General features: G+C 67.8%; 11 protein-coding genes and 1 pseudogene. 3 read left to right on the forward strand and 9 right to left on the reverse strand.

Annotated features, from left to right (window positions below):
* Positions 1-278: 278 nt before the first annotated feature.
* On the reverse strand, positions 279-845 hold the full coding sequence (locus EZ304_RS16415; protein WP_099552609.1) for an N-acetylmuramoyl-L-alanine amidase: 567 nt from the start codon (positions 843-845) through the stop codon (positions 279-281).
* A gap of 72 nt (positions 846-917) precedes the next feature.
* Here EZ304_RS16415 and EZ304_RS16420 point away from each other — a divergent pair, with 72 nt between their 5' ends.
* On the forward strand, positions 918-1,445 hold the full coding sequence (locus EZ304_RS16420) for a hypothetical protein (RefSeq protein WP_142807621.1): 528 nt from the start codon (positions 918-920) through the stop codon (positions 1,443-1,445).
* Positions 1,446-1,590: 145 nt separating this feature from the next.
* Positions 1,591-3,729 carry a bifunctional 23S rRNA (guanine(2069)-N(7))-methyltransferase RlmK/23S rRNA (guanine(2445)-N(2))-methyltransferase RlmL gene (gene rlmKL, locus EZ304_RS16425; protein WP_142807622.1) on the forward strand — a complete coding sequence of 713 codons (2,139 nt, stop codon included), beginning with the start codon at positions 1,591-1,593 and terminating at the stop codon, positions 3,727-3,729.
* Between the two features lie 155 nt (positions 3,730-3,884).
* Here rlmKL and EZ304_RS16430 read toward each other — a convergent pair whose 3' ends face one another.
* The 7 genes from EZ304_RS16430 to EZ304_RS16460 all read right to left on the reverse strand — a co-directional run bounded on the left by EZ304_RS16430 (position 3,885) and on the right by EZ304_RS16460 (position 12,426).
* A complete protein-coding gene (locus tag EZ304_RS16430; RefSeq protein WP_142807623.1) occupies positions 3,885-4,214 on the reverse strand; it encodes a DUF3325 domain-containing protein in 330 nt (109 codons plus the stop codon).
* Positions 4,211-5,839 (reverse strand): PepSY-associated TM helix domain-containing protein, encoded by a 1,629-nt coding sequence (locus EZ304_RS16435; RefSeq protein WP_142807624.1) that lies wholly within the window; start codon positions 5,837-5,839, stop codon positions 4,211-4,213. The genes EZ304_RS16430 and EZ304_RS16435 overlap by 4 nt, the downstream gene beginning before the upstream one ends.
* Positions 5,836-6,150, reverse strand: a complete 315-nt coding sequence (locus EZ304_RS16440) for a DUF3649 domain-containing protein (RefSeq protein WP_099552614.1) — start codon at positions 6,148-6,150, stop codon at positions 5,836-5,838. Before EZ304_RS16440 ends, EZ304_RS16435 begins: the two co-directional genes overlap by 4 nt.
* Before the next feature lie 106 nt (positions 6,151-6,256).
* Positions 6,257-8,455 carry a TonB-dependent siderophore receptor gene (locus EZ304_RS16445; protein WP_142807625.1) on the reverse strand — a complete coding sequence of 733 codons (2,199 nt, stop codon included), beginning with the start codon at positions 8,453-8,455 and terminating at the stop codon, positions 6,257-6,259.
* A 271-nt stretch (positions 8,456-8,726) separates the two neighbouring features.
* Positions 8,727-10,013: a DUF445 domain-containing protein gene (locus EZ304_RS16450; protein WP_142807626.1), complete on the reverse strand. Its 1,287-nt coding sequence runs from the start codon at positions 10,011-10,013 to the stop codon at positions 8,727-8,729.
* A gap of 118 nt (positions 10,014-10,131) precedes the next feature.
* Positions 10,132-11,010 carry a plasmid replication/partition related protein gene (locus EZ304_RS16455; RefSeq protein WP_099552617.1) on the reverse strand — a complete coding sequence of 293 codons (879 nt, stop codon included), beginning with the start codon at positions 11,008-11,010 and terminating at the stop codon, positions 10,132-10,134.
* 63 nt (positions 11,011-11,073) lie between these two features.
* Positions 11,074-12,426, reverse strand: a complete 1,353-nt coding sequence (locus tag EZ304_RS16460) for an aspartate aminotransferase family protein (RefSeq protein ID WP_142807627.1) — start codon at positions 12,424-12,426, stop codon at positions 11,074-11,076.
* Between the two features lie 103 nt (positions 12,427-12,529).
* Between EZ304_RS16460 and EZ304_RS16465 the strand changes: the two genes are divergently transcribed.
* Entirely contained in the window at positions 12,530-14,026 is a 1,497-nt protein-coding gene (locus EZ304_RS16465) for an aldehyde dehydrogenase (protein WP_142807628.1), read from the forward strand.
* 85 nt (positions 14,027-14,111) lie between these two features.
* Here the strand turns inward: EZ304_RS16465 and EZ304_RS16470 are convergent.
* A pseudogene (locus EZ304_RS16470) lies at positions 14,112-14,470 on the reverse strand (hypothetical protein).
* Between the last annotated feature and the right edge of the window lie 52 nt (positions 14,471-14,522).

Genomic DNA, 14,522 nt, shown 5'->3' on the forward strand with positions numbered 1-14,522 from the left:
GGCAAAACGCAGTCGAGCGCGGCTCGACTCTACAAAGGCACCCTTCGATCGATTCGACCCCGTGCCGACCAACGGTCGGCACCCACCAACAGCAGCGGGAAACTGTCGAAGGCGGGGTGGGTCCGGTTGCGGGGGTGTCCGCGGCATGGATGCCGCGGCCAAGCCCCCAGGGACGGGTTTACGGCGTCCCCCGCAACCGGATCCCCCCCGCCATCCCACCGAATGCCGGCTTTTGACGTTGACGTTGCTTCTGCGGGTGCAGGGCGCAGCCCTGCCGCTTACCCAACAGGCTGCAACGGCACCTTCGCCAGCACCCGCGCCCATGGGAACAACGGCCCCGGATCACGCTTGCGCGCCACCATCAGCGTCGGGTCGTCGCTGGCCGGCACCTGCTCAAGATCCAGCTGGTCGTGCCCGGCAATCCGCCGCAGCGACGGATAGCGCGCCACCAGCGCCAGTAGCAGCGCCTCCAGCGCCACCAGCTGCGCCTCGGTGTAGGCCTCGTCCATCGCCTGGTGACGGCTGTCGAACCAGTGCGGGTAGCGCCCGGTGTTGACCAGCTCGATGCCCAGCGAATGCGCGTTCATGCCGCGTACGTGGTGGGCCACGCGTTCCGGTGCCACGTACTGCACCACGCGGCCATCACGGTCGATGTAGAAATGGCCGCTGTTGCCGGCGCCACTGTCGTACAGCACGCGCTGCCCGTACTCCCGCGCCATCACCAGATCGGGCAGCTCGGTGCAGTGGATCACCACCATCTCCAGCGTGGCCGGGTCGCGCAGCGGCAGACGGTCTTCGTAGGGCAGGGGCTGCAGCTGCAGGCCGGGCAGGAGCGGGTTGGGCATCCGGCGATGCTAGCATTGCGGCATGAACCTGCCTTCCCTTTCCTTGTCGAACCGCGCGCACGGAGCCTGCGCGTGAGCCGCGGCCACTGCATCCTGTCCCACGGCTTCGAGAGCGGCCCGGAAGCGACCAAGGTCACCGCGCTGGCGGAGGTGGCGCAGCGCCTGGGCTGGACCCACGAGCGCCCCGACTACACCGACCTGGACGCCATGAGCGAGGTCAGCCGGGTAGGCGACGTGCCGACCCGCCTGCGCCGCCTGGTCGAACGCACCGCCCTTGCCGCCCGGCAGGGCCCGGTGGTGCTGGCCGGCTCCAGCCTGGGCGCCTACATCTCCGCCATCGCCTCGCTGCAGGTGCCGGTGGCCGGCCTGTTCCTGATGGTGCCGCCGACCACCATGGGCCCGATGCCGGCACTGGATGCTGCCGCGGTACCGACTACGGTGGTGCAGGCCTGGCATGACGATGTGGTCCCGGCCGCCGGGGTCATCGCCTGGGCACAGGCGCGCGCCGCGCAGCTGCTGCTGGTCGATGACGGCCACCGCCTGGAACACCATGTGGAGGCCTCCGCGCAGGCCTTCGAGCGCCTGCTACGGCAACTGTGAAGCCCGGGCGCACGGCGTGCCCGCCCGCTTTGACTACAATGGCAGCCCCGCCGCCCCCGGCGCGGGCCTGCTGGCCGTGCTTGCGGCCCTCCTTTCCGACCGGCCCGGCCCCTGTGCCGCGCCCGACCACCTGCGAACCGATCCCGTGAAATTCTTCGTCTCCTGCGCCAAGGGCCTGGAATACCTGCTTGCCGATGAACTGTCGGCCCTGGGCCTTGGCAAGGCCACTGCCACCATTGCCGGCGTCAACGCCGAGGGCGAACTGGAGCAGGCGCTGCGGATCGTGATGTGGTCGCGCCTGGCCAGCCGCGTGCTGTGGCCGATCGACGAATTCGAATGCCCGGACGAACAGGCCCTGTACGACGGCGTGCGTGCGCTGCCCTGGCAGGAGCACATCAAGCCGGAGATGACCCTGGCGGTGGACGCGCACGTGTCCGGCGACAAGATCACCCATGCGCGTTTCGCCGCGCAGCGGATCAAGGACGCCATCGTCGACCGCATGCGTGACGAAGGCCTGGAGCGCCCGTCGGTCAACACCGACCTGCCGGACGTGCGCGTGAACCTGTCGCTGCGCAAGGGCCGTGCCTCGCTGTCGATCGACCTCGGCGGTGGCCCGCTGCATCGCCGTGGCTGGCGTGGCGCCGCCCACGAGGCACCGCTGAAGGAAAACCTGGCCGCCGCGCTGCTGCTGCGCGCGCAGTGGCCGCGCCTGCATGCCGCCGGCGGTGGCCTGCTGGACCCGATGTGCGGCAGCGGCACGCTGCTGATCGAAGGCGCGCTGATGGCCGCCGACGTCGCTCCCGGCCTGATGCGCCATGGCAGCCTGCCGCCGAGCCGCTGGCTGGGCTTCGACAAGGCCACCTGGAAGGCCATCCAGAGCGAAGCGCGTGATCGCGAAGCCGCTGGCCTGGCCGCGCTGAAGCCGGTCATCCACGGAAGCGACATCGACCCGGCCGCCATCCAGGCGGCGCGCGAGAACGCCGAGGTCGCGGGCGTCGCTCATGCGATCCGCTTCACCCGTGCCGACGTGGCCGACCTGGCTGCGCCCGAACAGGAGATCGGCGCGGTGGTCTGCAATCCGCCGTACGACGAACGCCTGGCCGCCGATCCGGCGCTTTACCGTGCACTGGGCAATGCCCTGCAGAAGGCCGTGCCGCAGTGGCGCGCCAGCCTGCTGTGTGGCAACGACGAACTGGCCTTTGCCACCGGCCTGCGCGCCGGCAAGAAGTACCAGATGTTCAACGGTGCGCTGGAATGCGCGCTGATCGTCTGCGACCCGATCGCTGTGCCGGGCCGCGACCCGGCGCAGCCACGCGAACTGAGCGAAGGTGCGCAGATGGTGGCCAACCGCCTGCGCAAGAACCTGAAGAAGTTCAAGAGCTGGCGCACCCGCGAAGACATCACCTGCTTCCGTGCCTATGACGCCGACCTGCCGGAATACGCGGCCGCCATTGACGTCTACGAGGAAGAGGGTGGCAAGCGCCGCACCTTCCTGCATGTGCAGGAGTACGCCGCACCGGCCGCGATTCCGGAGAACGACGTGCGCCGCCGCCGCAACGAACTGCTGGCCGCCGCGCGTGAAGTGTTCGGCGTACCGCCGGAGCAGGTCTCGATGAAGTCGCGCGAGCGCGGCAAGGGCGGCAGCAAGTACGGCCGCTTCGAGCAGCGCGACGAATTCATCGTGGTGCGCGAGAACAACGCGCTGCTGCAGGTGAACCTGTTCGACTACCTCGATACCGGCCTGTTCCTCGACCATCGCCCGCTGCGCCGGATGATGGCCGAGCAGGTGCGCGGCAAGCGCTTCCTCAACCTGTTCTGCTACACCGGCGTGGCCAGCGTGCAGGCCGCCGTGGCCGGTGCCGCCAGCACCACCAGCGTCGACCTGTCGGCGACCTACCTGCAGTGGTGCTACGACAACCTGGCCTTGAACGGGCAGGGCGGCAACCAGCATCTGCTGGTGCAGGCCGATGCAATGGCCTGGCTGGAGGGCGACCGTGGGCAGTACGACGTGATCTTCTGCGATCCGCCGACCTTCTCCAACTCCGCCCGTGCCGATGACTTCGACGTGCAGCGCGAGCAGCTGAAGCTGCTGCGCGCGGCGGTGGCACGATTGGCGCCCGGCGGCGTGCTGTACTTCTCCAACAACTTCCGACGCTTCAAGCTGGAAGAGAACGCCATCGCCGAGTTCGCCCAGTGCCGCGAGATCACCGCGCGCACGATTGGTCCGGACTTCGAGCGCAACGCGCGCATCCACCGCGCGTGGGAGCTGAAGCGGTTGGGGTAATTCCGGTAGTGCCGGCCGCTGGCCGGCAACGGTGTCAGATCCGCAGAGGGTTCATGGGATGCCGGCCAGCGGCCGGCACTACCCATATCTGGCCGGTAGATCCACGCCACGCGTGGATGGTTGTTCAGTAGATCCACGCCATGCGTGGATGGCGGCTACAGCACCGCCACCACCAGCCCCAACACCGGCAGCACGATCGCCAACACCGCGATCCATTTCGGGCGGTACGGGTACAGCCCGAACGACAGTGCCACGCCGCCCACGGTCATCGCGCCCAGCCACAGCACCGGGCCCATCGCCCAGCCGTGGTCGGCCACGCACAGTGCGAACGCCGCCGTCAGCAGCGCCCAGCCCAGCACCCGCCACTGCATCCGCCGTGCGGGTGCGGCAGCGGCCTTGCCATGCAGGTCGTGCTGGTGCTTTTCCATCGCCAGCGACAGGGCGGTGAACGCAGAGAACGACAGCGTCAGAGCGAGCAGCATCATGCGCTGGCCTCCGCTTCGGTCGCTTCGACTGATGCCTTCGGCGCTGCTGCTGCAGCGGCGCGCTTCTTCTTCTCGGCCGCAGACAGCGGTGGTGTCCAGTGCTGCATGCGCCAGCCGCATAGTGCCAGCATCGCGCCGAAGGCGATCATCGACAGGTCGAAGCCGGCCAGCACCCAATCACCGCTGCGCAGCGTGACGCCCAGGTGGGCGTGCGTGGTCAGGGCATTGACCACTGGCACCAGCGCGAACGCCGCCGCACCGAGGTACAGCTGCCACGCCCACATCATCCGTTTGGGCCAGATGAAGGCCGCCAGCAGTGCCGCACCCCAGGCATAGAAGAACACGTTGGCCTCGGCGCTGGAGCGCTCGGCGATGTCCAGCGGCAGCAGGCGGTTGCCCCAGAAGTGGGCTGCGAAGGCGATTGGCAGGCCGGCGACGGTGCCGATGTTCAGCGCATCGACCAGGCGCAGGCCGAAGCCGGTGTGTCCACTCTTGGCATGCTTCGGCCGTTCCTTCACCGCCCACAGCACCACGCCGCTGGCCACCATCAGGCAGCCGACCAGGCCGGACAGGAAGAACAACGCGCGCAGGCCCCAGTCGGCAAAACGTGCCAGATGCAGGCCGTACAGCACGCCACGGGTGGCGGTGGCGCCACCGGAGGGCGGTGTTTCTTCCAGCAGCGCACCGCTGACCATGTTGTAGCGCACGGCCGGGGTGTCGGTGGACAGTCGCTTGCCGTCGCGCTGGCGGATATCGATCACCGCATTGGCCGCGCCCGGATTGGACACGGTGAAGCCGGCCACTTCCACGCCGTGCCAATGCGCGCGTGCGCTGTCCAGCAGCTGTGCGATCGGCAGCGGCGCGGCGCGGCCTTCGGCCGGTGCGGTCACCTCCGGCATGCCACCGAAGGCCTCGAAGAAGAACTTGTCCTCATCCTGCGGGTAGGCCACCTTCACCCCCCACGGCAGGTACATGATCATCAACGTCACAATGCCGGTGTAGGTGATCATCGCGTGGTACGGCAGCGCCATCACCGCACTGACGTTGTGGAAGTCGAGCCAGGAGCGCAGGCCCTTGTCCTTGCGGAAGGTGAAGAAGTCCTTGAAGATTTTCTTGTGGGTGATGACGCCGGTGATGATCGCTACCAGCATGAACATCGCGCAGAAGCCGACCAGGTAGCGCGCCCACAGCACCGGGATGTAGTGCAGGTCGAAGTGCAGGCGGTAGAAGAAGTCGCCGCCGCGGGTCTCGCGCGCTTTCAACTCCTGGCCGGTGTTCGGGTCCAGCGTGGCGTCGCCGAAGCCACCGCGGCGGCCACGGCTGGGGTCGGCCAGCTCCGGTGGCAACCGCCAGAACATCTGCATGGCCGGGTTGCGCGGCTGCGGCAGTGTGACGAACCAGTTCTCGGCCTGGCCGGCATTGGCCTGCAGGTAGTCCACCGCGCGCTGCGCGGACACATCGATGCTGACCTTGTTGGCCGGCAGCTCCGGGCGCATCCAGCGGCTGATTTCCTCGCGGTAGTAACTGGCTGTGCCGGCCATGAAGATCAGCAGCAGCAACCAGCCGACCAGCAGTCCGGTCCAGGTGTGCAGCCAGGCCATCGATTGGCGGAATCCGTTCTTCATGCCCAGGCCCCCATCAGGCGCGCAATGCCTGCCATCAGCAGGGCCGGGACGAGGATGCCCACCCATGCGCGCAGCGCGCTGCGGGTGGCGAATGCCCACAGTGCGGCACAGGCGGCGACCAGGATCGCCAGCAGCATGCCGGTCAGCACGGTCTGCCCGCGCGCGCCGGGCAGCGCCACCGCGCAGAACACGCTGGTCACCGAGGCCAGCGCATAGCCGCCGAAGATCGCGGCCAACGAACGTGACAGCACGCCCCAGCGCGGGTTGGAGAAGAAGGTGCGGGGGCTGGCGGTTGCGGGCGAGCGGTCCACGGCATTCCTGCAGGTTTCAGTGGAAGAAGGCAGGCGCACCACTGTGCGCCGGAGGAGGCCATCCCTGGCCTGGCACTGGTCGCAGAACCGGTGCCATCCATCAGGGTCAGAGCTTCCAGCGCAGCGTCACGGTGACATTGCGTGGTTCGCCCCAGTACACGCCGTTGTAGAAACCGACGTTGTTGAAATACTTCTTGTCCAGCAGGTTGTTGATGTTCAGCTGGGCGCTGAAGTTCTCGTTGAAGCGGTAGCCGCCGGCGAGGTTGACCAGGTAGAACGCGTCCTGGGTGATCCTGGCCTTGCTGCGATCGGCCTTGGTGCTGTTGTTCCAGATGCTGCTCTGCCAGGTCACGCCACCACCCAGCCAGAAGCGACCGTCGATACCGCCGGGGCGCCAGCTGCTGTTGAGCCGGAAGGTGTCCTGTGGGGCGGTCGTCCGCTGCAGGACGCCGTCCTTGTTGCGGATGACGGTATGGGCGAAACCGGCCGAGACGTTCCACTGCTCGCCGATGCTGCCCTGGGTTTCGATCTCCCAGCCCTTGACCTTGTTGCCCTTGCCGGTGGAGCGGTAGGCCTGGCTGCCATCGGGCAGCGAGTTCACCGGCACCGAATCATCGATCTCGGCGACGTTGTCCTGCTTGCCCTCGAATACGGCGGCCGAGGCATTGAGCAGGCCGCCGAAGAACTCGGCCTTGACGCCCGCTTCGTACATGTTGCCAACCACCGGCTCCAGGTAGTTGCTATTGCGGTCGCGGTAGTTCTGCGGCTTGAAGATGTCGGTGTAGCTGACATAGCCGCTGAAGATCGAATTGAAGTCGTAGACCAGGCCGGCATACGGGGTGAGCATGTCGTCCGGCCTGTAGCCGGTGCGGGTGGTGCGGTTGCGGTTGCCATTGGCATCGTAGCCATAAGCCCAGCTGCGGGTTTCCCAGCTGCCGTAGCGCGCGCCGACCACCGCCAGCAGCGGGTCGGCCAGGCGCAGGCGCGCGGCAACGTAGGCTGCGCGCTGGCGCAGTTCATTCTGCGACGACAGCCTGCCCAGCCGGGTTACCGGAAGCACCGGCACATTGCCGGTCCAGTGGCGCCAGTCCGGCACCATGGCATAAGCATCGTCGTAGTCGAAGTCCATGCCTTCCGACTCGCCCTTGCGCACCGACTGGCCCAGGCCGAACACCAGTTCATGCTCGCGACCGAACAGCTGGAACGGGCCACCGACGTTGACGTCGAACACGTCCATCGTACTGTGCTCGTTGAAGTGCGAGATGTAGGCGGTGACGCCGGTTCCATCGGCACGCGGATTGCCGGCTGCGCCGTACCAGACGCTGCCGTCGGTATCACGCACGGCGTGGCTGATATTGCCCTTCACCGACCAGCCGTTGCCGAGCTGCTGCTCCAGCCGCGCGAAGCTGGTCTTCTCCACGATCGGCCAGGCGCTCCACGAGGCCGACAGGTTGGTCGAGCGTGGCAGGTTGGCTGGCGCGCCATCGGCACCCCAGTACGGCACCACGCCCCAGGTCACGCCGGTGGTACGGGGCGACTGGTATTCGTAGCCCACTTCGAACAGCGTGTTGTCGCTCAGGTCGGCCTGCACGATGCCGTAGAACACATCCTTGTCGAGCGAATAGACATCACGGAACGAATCGCTCTGCTGCTTGGCCGCGACCACGCGCGCACGGATGCGTCCGTCCCAGGCAACCGGACCACCGAGGTCGGCTTCCAGGCGGCGGTTGCCCCAGCGTCCCACGGTGAGGTTGGCGCCCATCTGGAAGGTATCGGTGGGGCGCTTGCGGATCATGCTGATGGTGCCGGAGGGATCGCCGGCGCCGGTGGTCAGGCCAGTGGCGCCACGGATCACCTCGATGCGATCGTAGATCACGTTGTCGGTATTGGTCTTGACCGAGCCACCGAACGTGTTGAGCATGCCGTCGATCTGGAAATTGTCGATGGTGTAGCCGCGCGAGACATAGTTGATGCGCTCGCTGTCGGTGACCGACACGCTGACGCCGGTCACCTGGCCCATCACGTCCGACAGCGAGAACAGGCCCATGTCGTCCAGGCGCTGGCGGGTGATGACCGTCACCGACTGCGGCGTCTCGCGCAACGACAGGTCCAGCCTGGTCGCGCTGCGCGCGTTCTTTACCGTGTAGCTGTTCGGGATCTCGCCATCGGCGGTCACCTTTACGGTGTCCAGCGTGCGCGCGGAAGATTCGGCGGTGCCGTCGGCGTGTGCCAGCGGAGCGATCATCAGTGCGGTCACGGCCAGGGCCAGCAGAGAGGGACGAGGGAGGTTCAGCGGCATTGCCATCGGTGCGATTCCATGCAGGACGAAACAGGCGATGGAATGCGCGGACGCAGCAGCCGTGCGCTCCGCGCACGTCGCCCAGCGAGTCCCATCGACGGTGCGCCACCCGCGCAGTGAGGGTGACCCGGTAGTCGGGGGATGTACACGGGCGAAGGGGCGGGTGGGTGCGTGCTTCCGTGCCCCGCTTGGCTAAGCGTACAACCGATTAGCAAATGATAGGCATTCGCATTTCGTTAATCAAGCGTGACGGCGCCCGCTCCCGTGCAGGGAGGCTTCAGAAGCGGAAAAGGACCGTCGCAGCGTGCAGCAGCAGGCCGATCAGCCCGCCGACCAGGGTGCCGTTGAAGCGGATGAACTGCAGGTCACGGCCCACGCTCAGTTCCAGCTGTTCGACCAGGTGCCGCTCGTCCCAGCCCTTCACAGTCTGCGCGATATGCGTGGTCACGCCTTCGCGCAGGCGCCCGGTCAGGCGCTGCGCACCTTCCATCAGATGCTGGTTCAGTGCCTCGCGCAGCGCCGGGTCGGCCTGCAGGCTGGCACCGAGCGAACCCAGGCTGCGCTGCAGGTGGCCGACCAGCGCCGAATCCTCGCGCTGCAGGTCCGCTCGCAGGCTGGCGTGGATGCGCGCCCACAGCCCCTGCACGTACTCCTGCAGGGCCGGGTGGTCGATCATTTCCTGCTTGAGCTGCTCGATGCGCTCGGCCAGCGCCGGATCCTCGCGCAGGCGCTGCACGTAGTTCTGCAACCAGGTCTCGTAGTCCTGGCGCAGCGGGTGCTGCGGCTCGGCCAGCACCTGCTGCAGCTCTTCCAGCACCGCGCGGGCCAGGCGTTCGGCCAGGCTGTCGCCGATCTCATCGATCGGCTTGACCCAGTTCACCGTGCTCGACAGCGTCGGCCATTCGCGCTGGATGTAGCGCACGATCAGCTGCGAGGCGCGTTCTTTCACCTCAGGCTGCTCCAGCCAGCGGCCCAGCCGTTGCAGGCCCTCGTCCAGCACGCGTTGATGGCGACCATCGGCGGTCAGCAGGGCCGGCAGTTCACCGGCAGTGGCAGCTGCATTCCACTGCCGCAGCTGCTGTACCACGAAGCCGTGCAGTTGCCGGCGCACGGCGGTTTCGTCGAAGAAATCCAGCGCCTGCAGCGCCCAGCCGCGGGCCATGTCGGCCAGCATGCGCGAGCGTGCCGGGTCGGCCAGCCAGCTGCCAAGGCGGCTGGCCGGATCGAATACCTGCAGCTTGGCCAGCAGCACGCCCGGCTCCAGGAACTGGTCGCGCACGAACAGCGCCAGGCTGTCGCCGATGCGCTCCTTGCTGCGCGGGATGATCGCGGTGTGCGGAATCGGCAGGCCCATCGGCCGCCGGAACAGCGCGACCACGGCGAACCAGTCGGCCAGCGCGCCCACGGCCGCGGCTTCGCAGAAAGCCGAAACCCAGGCCCAGATGCCGCGCTCGCCCTGCCAGTGGCTGACCGCGAAACCGGCCAGCATCAACAGCAGCAGGCCCAGCGCGAGGGCTTTCAGGCGCCGCAGCTGAGCGCGGCGCGGATCGATGGCAGACGTCATGCGGGGAGTCTAACCGGCACGGCATGAGCATCTGGTAGTGCCGGCCGCTGGCCGGCATCCTCAACGCACCCGGAACGTTCATGGGGGTGCCGGCCAGCGGCCGGCACTACCCGTTGGTTCAGAGCGCTTCGAGCTGCTTGCGCAGCGCGGCCAGCTGCGCGCGCAGGGTGTCGTTCTCGCGGGTCAGGGCGACCACGCGACGGCGCAGCGCCGGTGCATCCTCGCCCAATTGTTCCAGTGCCGACAGCACTTCGGCATCGCGGCTGGCGATCTCGTCCTCATCCGCTTCCTCGAAATCCATCTCGGCCGGTTCAGGCTTCGGCGCGCGCGGCTTGCGCTTGGACTCGCGCACGCGCTTGGCGGCCTGCTTCAGCTCGTCCTTGCCACCGGCGGCGGCGGCGCGCTGTTCTTCTTCGGGCAGGTCGGCCACGGCCGCGGCGGCGCTGATCGAGATCATGCCGGCCTTCACCGCTTCCACCACCTCGGCCGCGGCCTGGGCATGGATGCGTTCGATCATGCCGACCTGGCTGGTGCTCAGCTTGGCTTCGCGGGCCAGTTCGGCGCGGCTGACCTTCGGTGCCGGCTCCCACGGCGGGCCGTCTTCACCAGCCTCATCAGCCATCTCGGCCGTGCCATCGCTCTCGCGCTGCAGCTGGGCCTGCTCGACCTGCTTGCGGGCGGCCAGGATGTCGCGCTTGCGCAGCGCCAGCACGCCGCGCTGGAAGTCGGATACGCTGCGGCGGCCCAGGTGCTGCTCGATCATCCACAGGTGCACGTCTTCCATGCTCTGGAAGCGGGTGTTCTGCACGGTGTTGAAGGGCAGGCCGTGCTTCTGGCAGATACCGAAGCGGTTATGGCCATCGACCAGTACGTCGCCCCACAGCACCAGTGCATCGCGGCAGCCTTCGGCAAGGATGCTGCGCTCCAGCGCGTCATGTTCGTCCGCGGTCAGCGGGTCGATATAGGCCTTGAGTTCTTCTTTGACGACGATATCCATGGGCACGGCAGCGAGCAGGAGCGGAACCGCCCATTGTACCCGCTCGCCGCCGCCGGCCCGGGCTCAGGCGGTGGCCCGGATCATCTCGCCCAGCGTGCCGGTGATCTGGTCGATCTGCGCCTTGTCCACGATCAGCGGCGGCGACAGCGCGATGATGTCGCCGGTACAGCGCACCAGCAGCCCGCCGTCGTGGAAGCAGCGCCGGAATACCTCGTAGCCGCGGCTGCCTGGGGTATCGCGACGTGGTGCCAGTTCGATGGCGCCGACCAGCCCGAAGTTGCGGATGTCGATCACGTTGGGCAGGCCCTGCAGCGCATGCAGCCGTTCCTGCCAGTATTCGCCCAGTTCGATGGCCCGCTCGAACAGGCGCTCCTCGGCGTAGACCTCCAGCGTGGCCAGCGCGGCCGCACAGGCCAGCGGGTGGCCAGAGCACGTATAGCCGTGGAACAGCTCGATGGCCTGCGGCGGCGCCTGCATCAGCGTAGCGTGCACCGCATCGCTGACCAGCACACCCCCCAGTGGCACCGCGCCGTTGCTGACCGCCCTGGCGAAGGTCAGCAGGTCCGGTGTGACCCCGAAGCGCTGTGCGGCGAAGGGCATGCCGACCCTGCCGAAACCGGTGATGACCTCATCGAACACCAGCAGGATGCCGTGGTGATCGCACAGCTCGCGCAGGCGCTGCAGGTAGCCCGGCGCCGGCAGGATCACCCCGGCGGACCCAGCGATGGGCTCGACGAAGACCGCCGCGATGGTCGAGGCGTCATGCAGCGCGATCAGCCGCTCCAGGTCGTCGGCCAGTTCAGCGCCTTGGCGCGGCAGGCCCTTGCTGAACGCATTGCGCTGCAGGTCCAGGGTGTGGCGCAGGTAGTCCACGCCGCCCAGCTGCAGGCCGAACGCCCTGCGGTTGTTGGGCAAGCCGCCTAGTGCCATGCCGCCGAAGCCGACGCCGTGGTAGGCCTTCTCGCGGCTGATGAAGCGCGTGCGCTGGCCCTCGCCGCGCTGGCGGTGGTAGGCCAGCACGATCTTCATCGCGGTATCCACCGCCTCCGAGCCGGAGCTGGTGAAGAACACATGGTTCAGTGGCGTTGGTGCCAATGCGGCCAGCCGCTGCGCCAGCGCGAATGCGGGCGGCGAGCCCATCTGGAAGGCCGGCGAGTAGTCGAGCGTGCGCGCCTGCTCGACGATGGCTTCCACGATGCGGGGACGCGCGTGGCCGGCGTTGCAGCACCACAGGCCGGCCGTGCCATCGAGGATCTGGCGGCCGTCGACATCCTCGTAGTGCATGCCCTCGGCACGCACCAGTACACGCGGCGCTGCCTTGTACTGGCGGTTGGCGGTGAACGGCATCCAGTACGCCTCCAGTGACTGCGGGCGTTGGGTAGCCAGATCGTGCAGGTCGCTCGCGGGACGCTTCATGCCAGCTCCATCAGGTCCGATGGGGAGAATGTAGCGCAGCCACGTCACGGCGGAGTCGCGGCCACGCCGGTATAACCGGGGAAACTGTTCCGAGGAGCCCGACATGGCCGACTTTCCCGACCGCAGCCACTGGCAGGCACTGGCCCAGCAGCTTTCGATGCCCGGACAGGCATTCATTGATGGCCGCTACACCGACGCTGCCAGCGGCGCCCGCTTCGACTGCATCAGCCCGATTGATGGCCGCGTGCTGGGGGCGGTCGCCGACTGCGATGCACAGGACGTGGAGCGCGCGGTGCGGGCGGCACGGCGTGCCTTCGATGTGGGCCATTGGTCGCAGGCCAGCCCGGCCCATCGCAAGCGCGTGCTGTTGGCGCTGGCGGGGCTGGTGGAAAAACACGCCGACGAGCTGGCCCTGCTGGAAACCCTGGACATGGGCAAGCCAGTACGCGATGCACGCCGCATCGACCTGCCTGGCGTGGTGCGCTGCCTGGCCTGGACCGCCGAAGCGGTGGACAAGCTGTACGGCGAGATCGCACCCACCGGGCCGCACGAGCTGGGCCTGGTCACGCGGGAAGCGGCCGGCGTGGTGGCCGCAATCGTGCCGTGGAACTTCCCGCTGCTGATGGCCTGCTGGAAGATCGCGCCGGCACTGGCGATGGGCAATTCGGTGGTCCTCAAGCCCTCGGAGCGATCGCCCCTGACCGCGCTGCGGCTGGCGGCGCTGGCGGCCGAGGCAGGCCTGCCGGACGGGGTGCTGAACGTGCTGCCCGGTCATGGCGCGCGCGTGGGCGAGCCCTTGGCGCTGCACATGGATGTGGACGTGCTGGCCTTTACCGGTTCCACCGCCACCGGCGCGAAGCTGCTGGAGCATGCGGGTCGGTCCAACCTCAAGCGGGTCTGGCTGGAATGCGGTGGCAAAAGCCCGCACGTGGTGTTTGCCGACGCCCCGGACCTGGACGCAGCGGCCAAGGCCGTGGCGCAGGGCATCTTCTTCAACCAGGGCGAAGTCTGCACCGCCGGTTCGCGGCTGCTGGTACAGCGTTCGATCCGTGAGGACTTCGTGCACCAGGTGATTGCCTATGGCCAGCACATGCAGCCCAGGCATCCACTGGACGCCGATGCACCGATGGGCGCGCTGGTGGATGCCGCGCACGTGGACAAGGTGCTGGCCGATATCGCACGGGCCGAAAGCGACGGCGCCCGCCTGCTGCTCGGCGGCCATCGGGCCGAGGTGGAGGCCGGCGGCTGCTACGTGCAGCCCACGGTGTTCGACCGGGTGCGTCCGGACCACGCGTTGGCACGCGAGGAAGTGTTCGGGCCGGTCCTGGCCGTGCTTGGTTTCGACGACGAGGCCGAAGCGGTGCGCGTGGCCAATGACAGCCGCTATGGGTTGGCGGCGGGCCTGTGGACACGTGATCTGGGTCGCGCCCATCGTGTCGCACGCCAGCTGCGCGCCGGCAGCGTCTGGGTGAACGGCTGGGACGGTGGTGACATGACCGCCCCTTTCGGTGGTTACAAGCAGTCCGGCAACGGGCGCGACAAATCGTTGCACGCGTTCGACAAATACAGCGAGATCAAGGCCACCTGGATCCAGTTGTAACGACGCGCTTGCTGGACGGCCATTCGCTCTTTGTGGCGCCGAGCCATGCTCGGCTGCCTTCGCTAGAAGGCAGACAGCCGTCGAGCTACCTGCAGCGTGCGCTCACCTGCAGCACCGCCGCACGCAGCATATCCCGGTCGGCTTCATCGACGGCATTCTGGAAATGATCCATGTCCTGTCTACCCAGTTCGCACGGGTCGACGATGTACCCCGGCGGCCACAGCCCCAGCAGCTGCGCCACGCCATGCACGATCTGCTCCGGGGTCATCTGCCGGCGGATGCGGAAGTAGTTGCGGCGCGGTGCGAACGCGGGATGCATCGCACGACCCGGCCACTGCCCCACAACCACAGCGCCATCAGGCCATGTACCAGCAGCACCACCAGCCACGCCGCCATGCGCGGCAGCTTCGGCGAATCGGACCACGACAACGCAACTGCAGCCATCGGCAAAGCATCCATGCAGGGACCGGTGGCGCAGCCTGGCGGGTGACCAGAA

Origin of the sequence: Stenotrophomonas maltophilia, from assembly GCF_006974125.1 — a bacterium.
GTDB lineage: Bacteria > Pseudomonadota > Gammaproteobacteria > Xanthomonadales > Xanthomonadaceae > Stenotrophomonas > Stenotrophomonas maltophilia_O.

What these genes read in the sequence shown, in the direction of transcription:
- EZ304_RS16415 (WP_099552609.1), bottom strand. Translation starts at nt 845, where the DNA reads ATGCCCAACCCGCTCCTGCCCGGCCTGCAGCTGCAGCCCCTGCCCTAC.
- EZ304_RS16430 (WP_142807623.1), bottom strand. Translation starts at nt 4,214, where the DNA reads ATGATGCTGCTCGCTCTGACGCTGTCGTTCTCTGCGTTCACCGCCCTG.
- EZ304_RS16435 (WP_142807624.1), bottom strand. Translation starts at nt 5,839, where the DNA reads ATGAAGAACGGATTCCGCCAATCGATGGCCTGGCTGCACACCTGGACC.
- EZ304_RS16445 (WP_142807625.1), bottom strand. Translation starts at nt 8,455, where the DNA reads ATGGCAATGCCGCTGAACCTCCCTCGTCCCTCTCTGCTGGCCCTGGCC.
- EZ304_RS16450 (WP_142807626.1), bottom strand. Translation starts at nt 10,013, where the DNA reads ATGACGTCTGCCATCGATCCGCGCCGCGCTCAGCTGCGGCGCCTGAAA.
- EZ304_RS16455 (WP_099552617.1), bottom strand. Translation starts at nt 11,010, where the DNA reads ATGGATATCGTCGTCAAAGAAGAACTCAAGGCCTATATCGACCCGCTG.
- EZ304_RS16460 (WP_142807627.1), bottom strand. Translation starts at nt 12,426, where the DNA reads ATGAAGCGTCCCGCGAGCGACCTGCACGATCTGGCTACCCAACGCCCG.
- EZ304_RS16465 (WP_142807628.1), top strand. Translation starts at nt 12,530, where the DNA reads ATGGCCGACTTTCCCGACCGCAGCCACTGGCAGGCACTGGCCCAGCAG.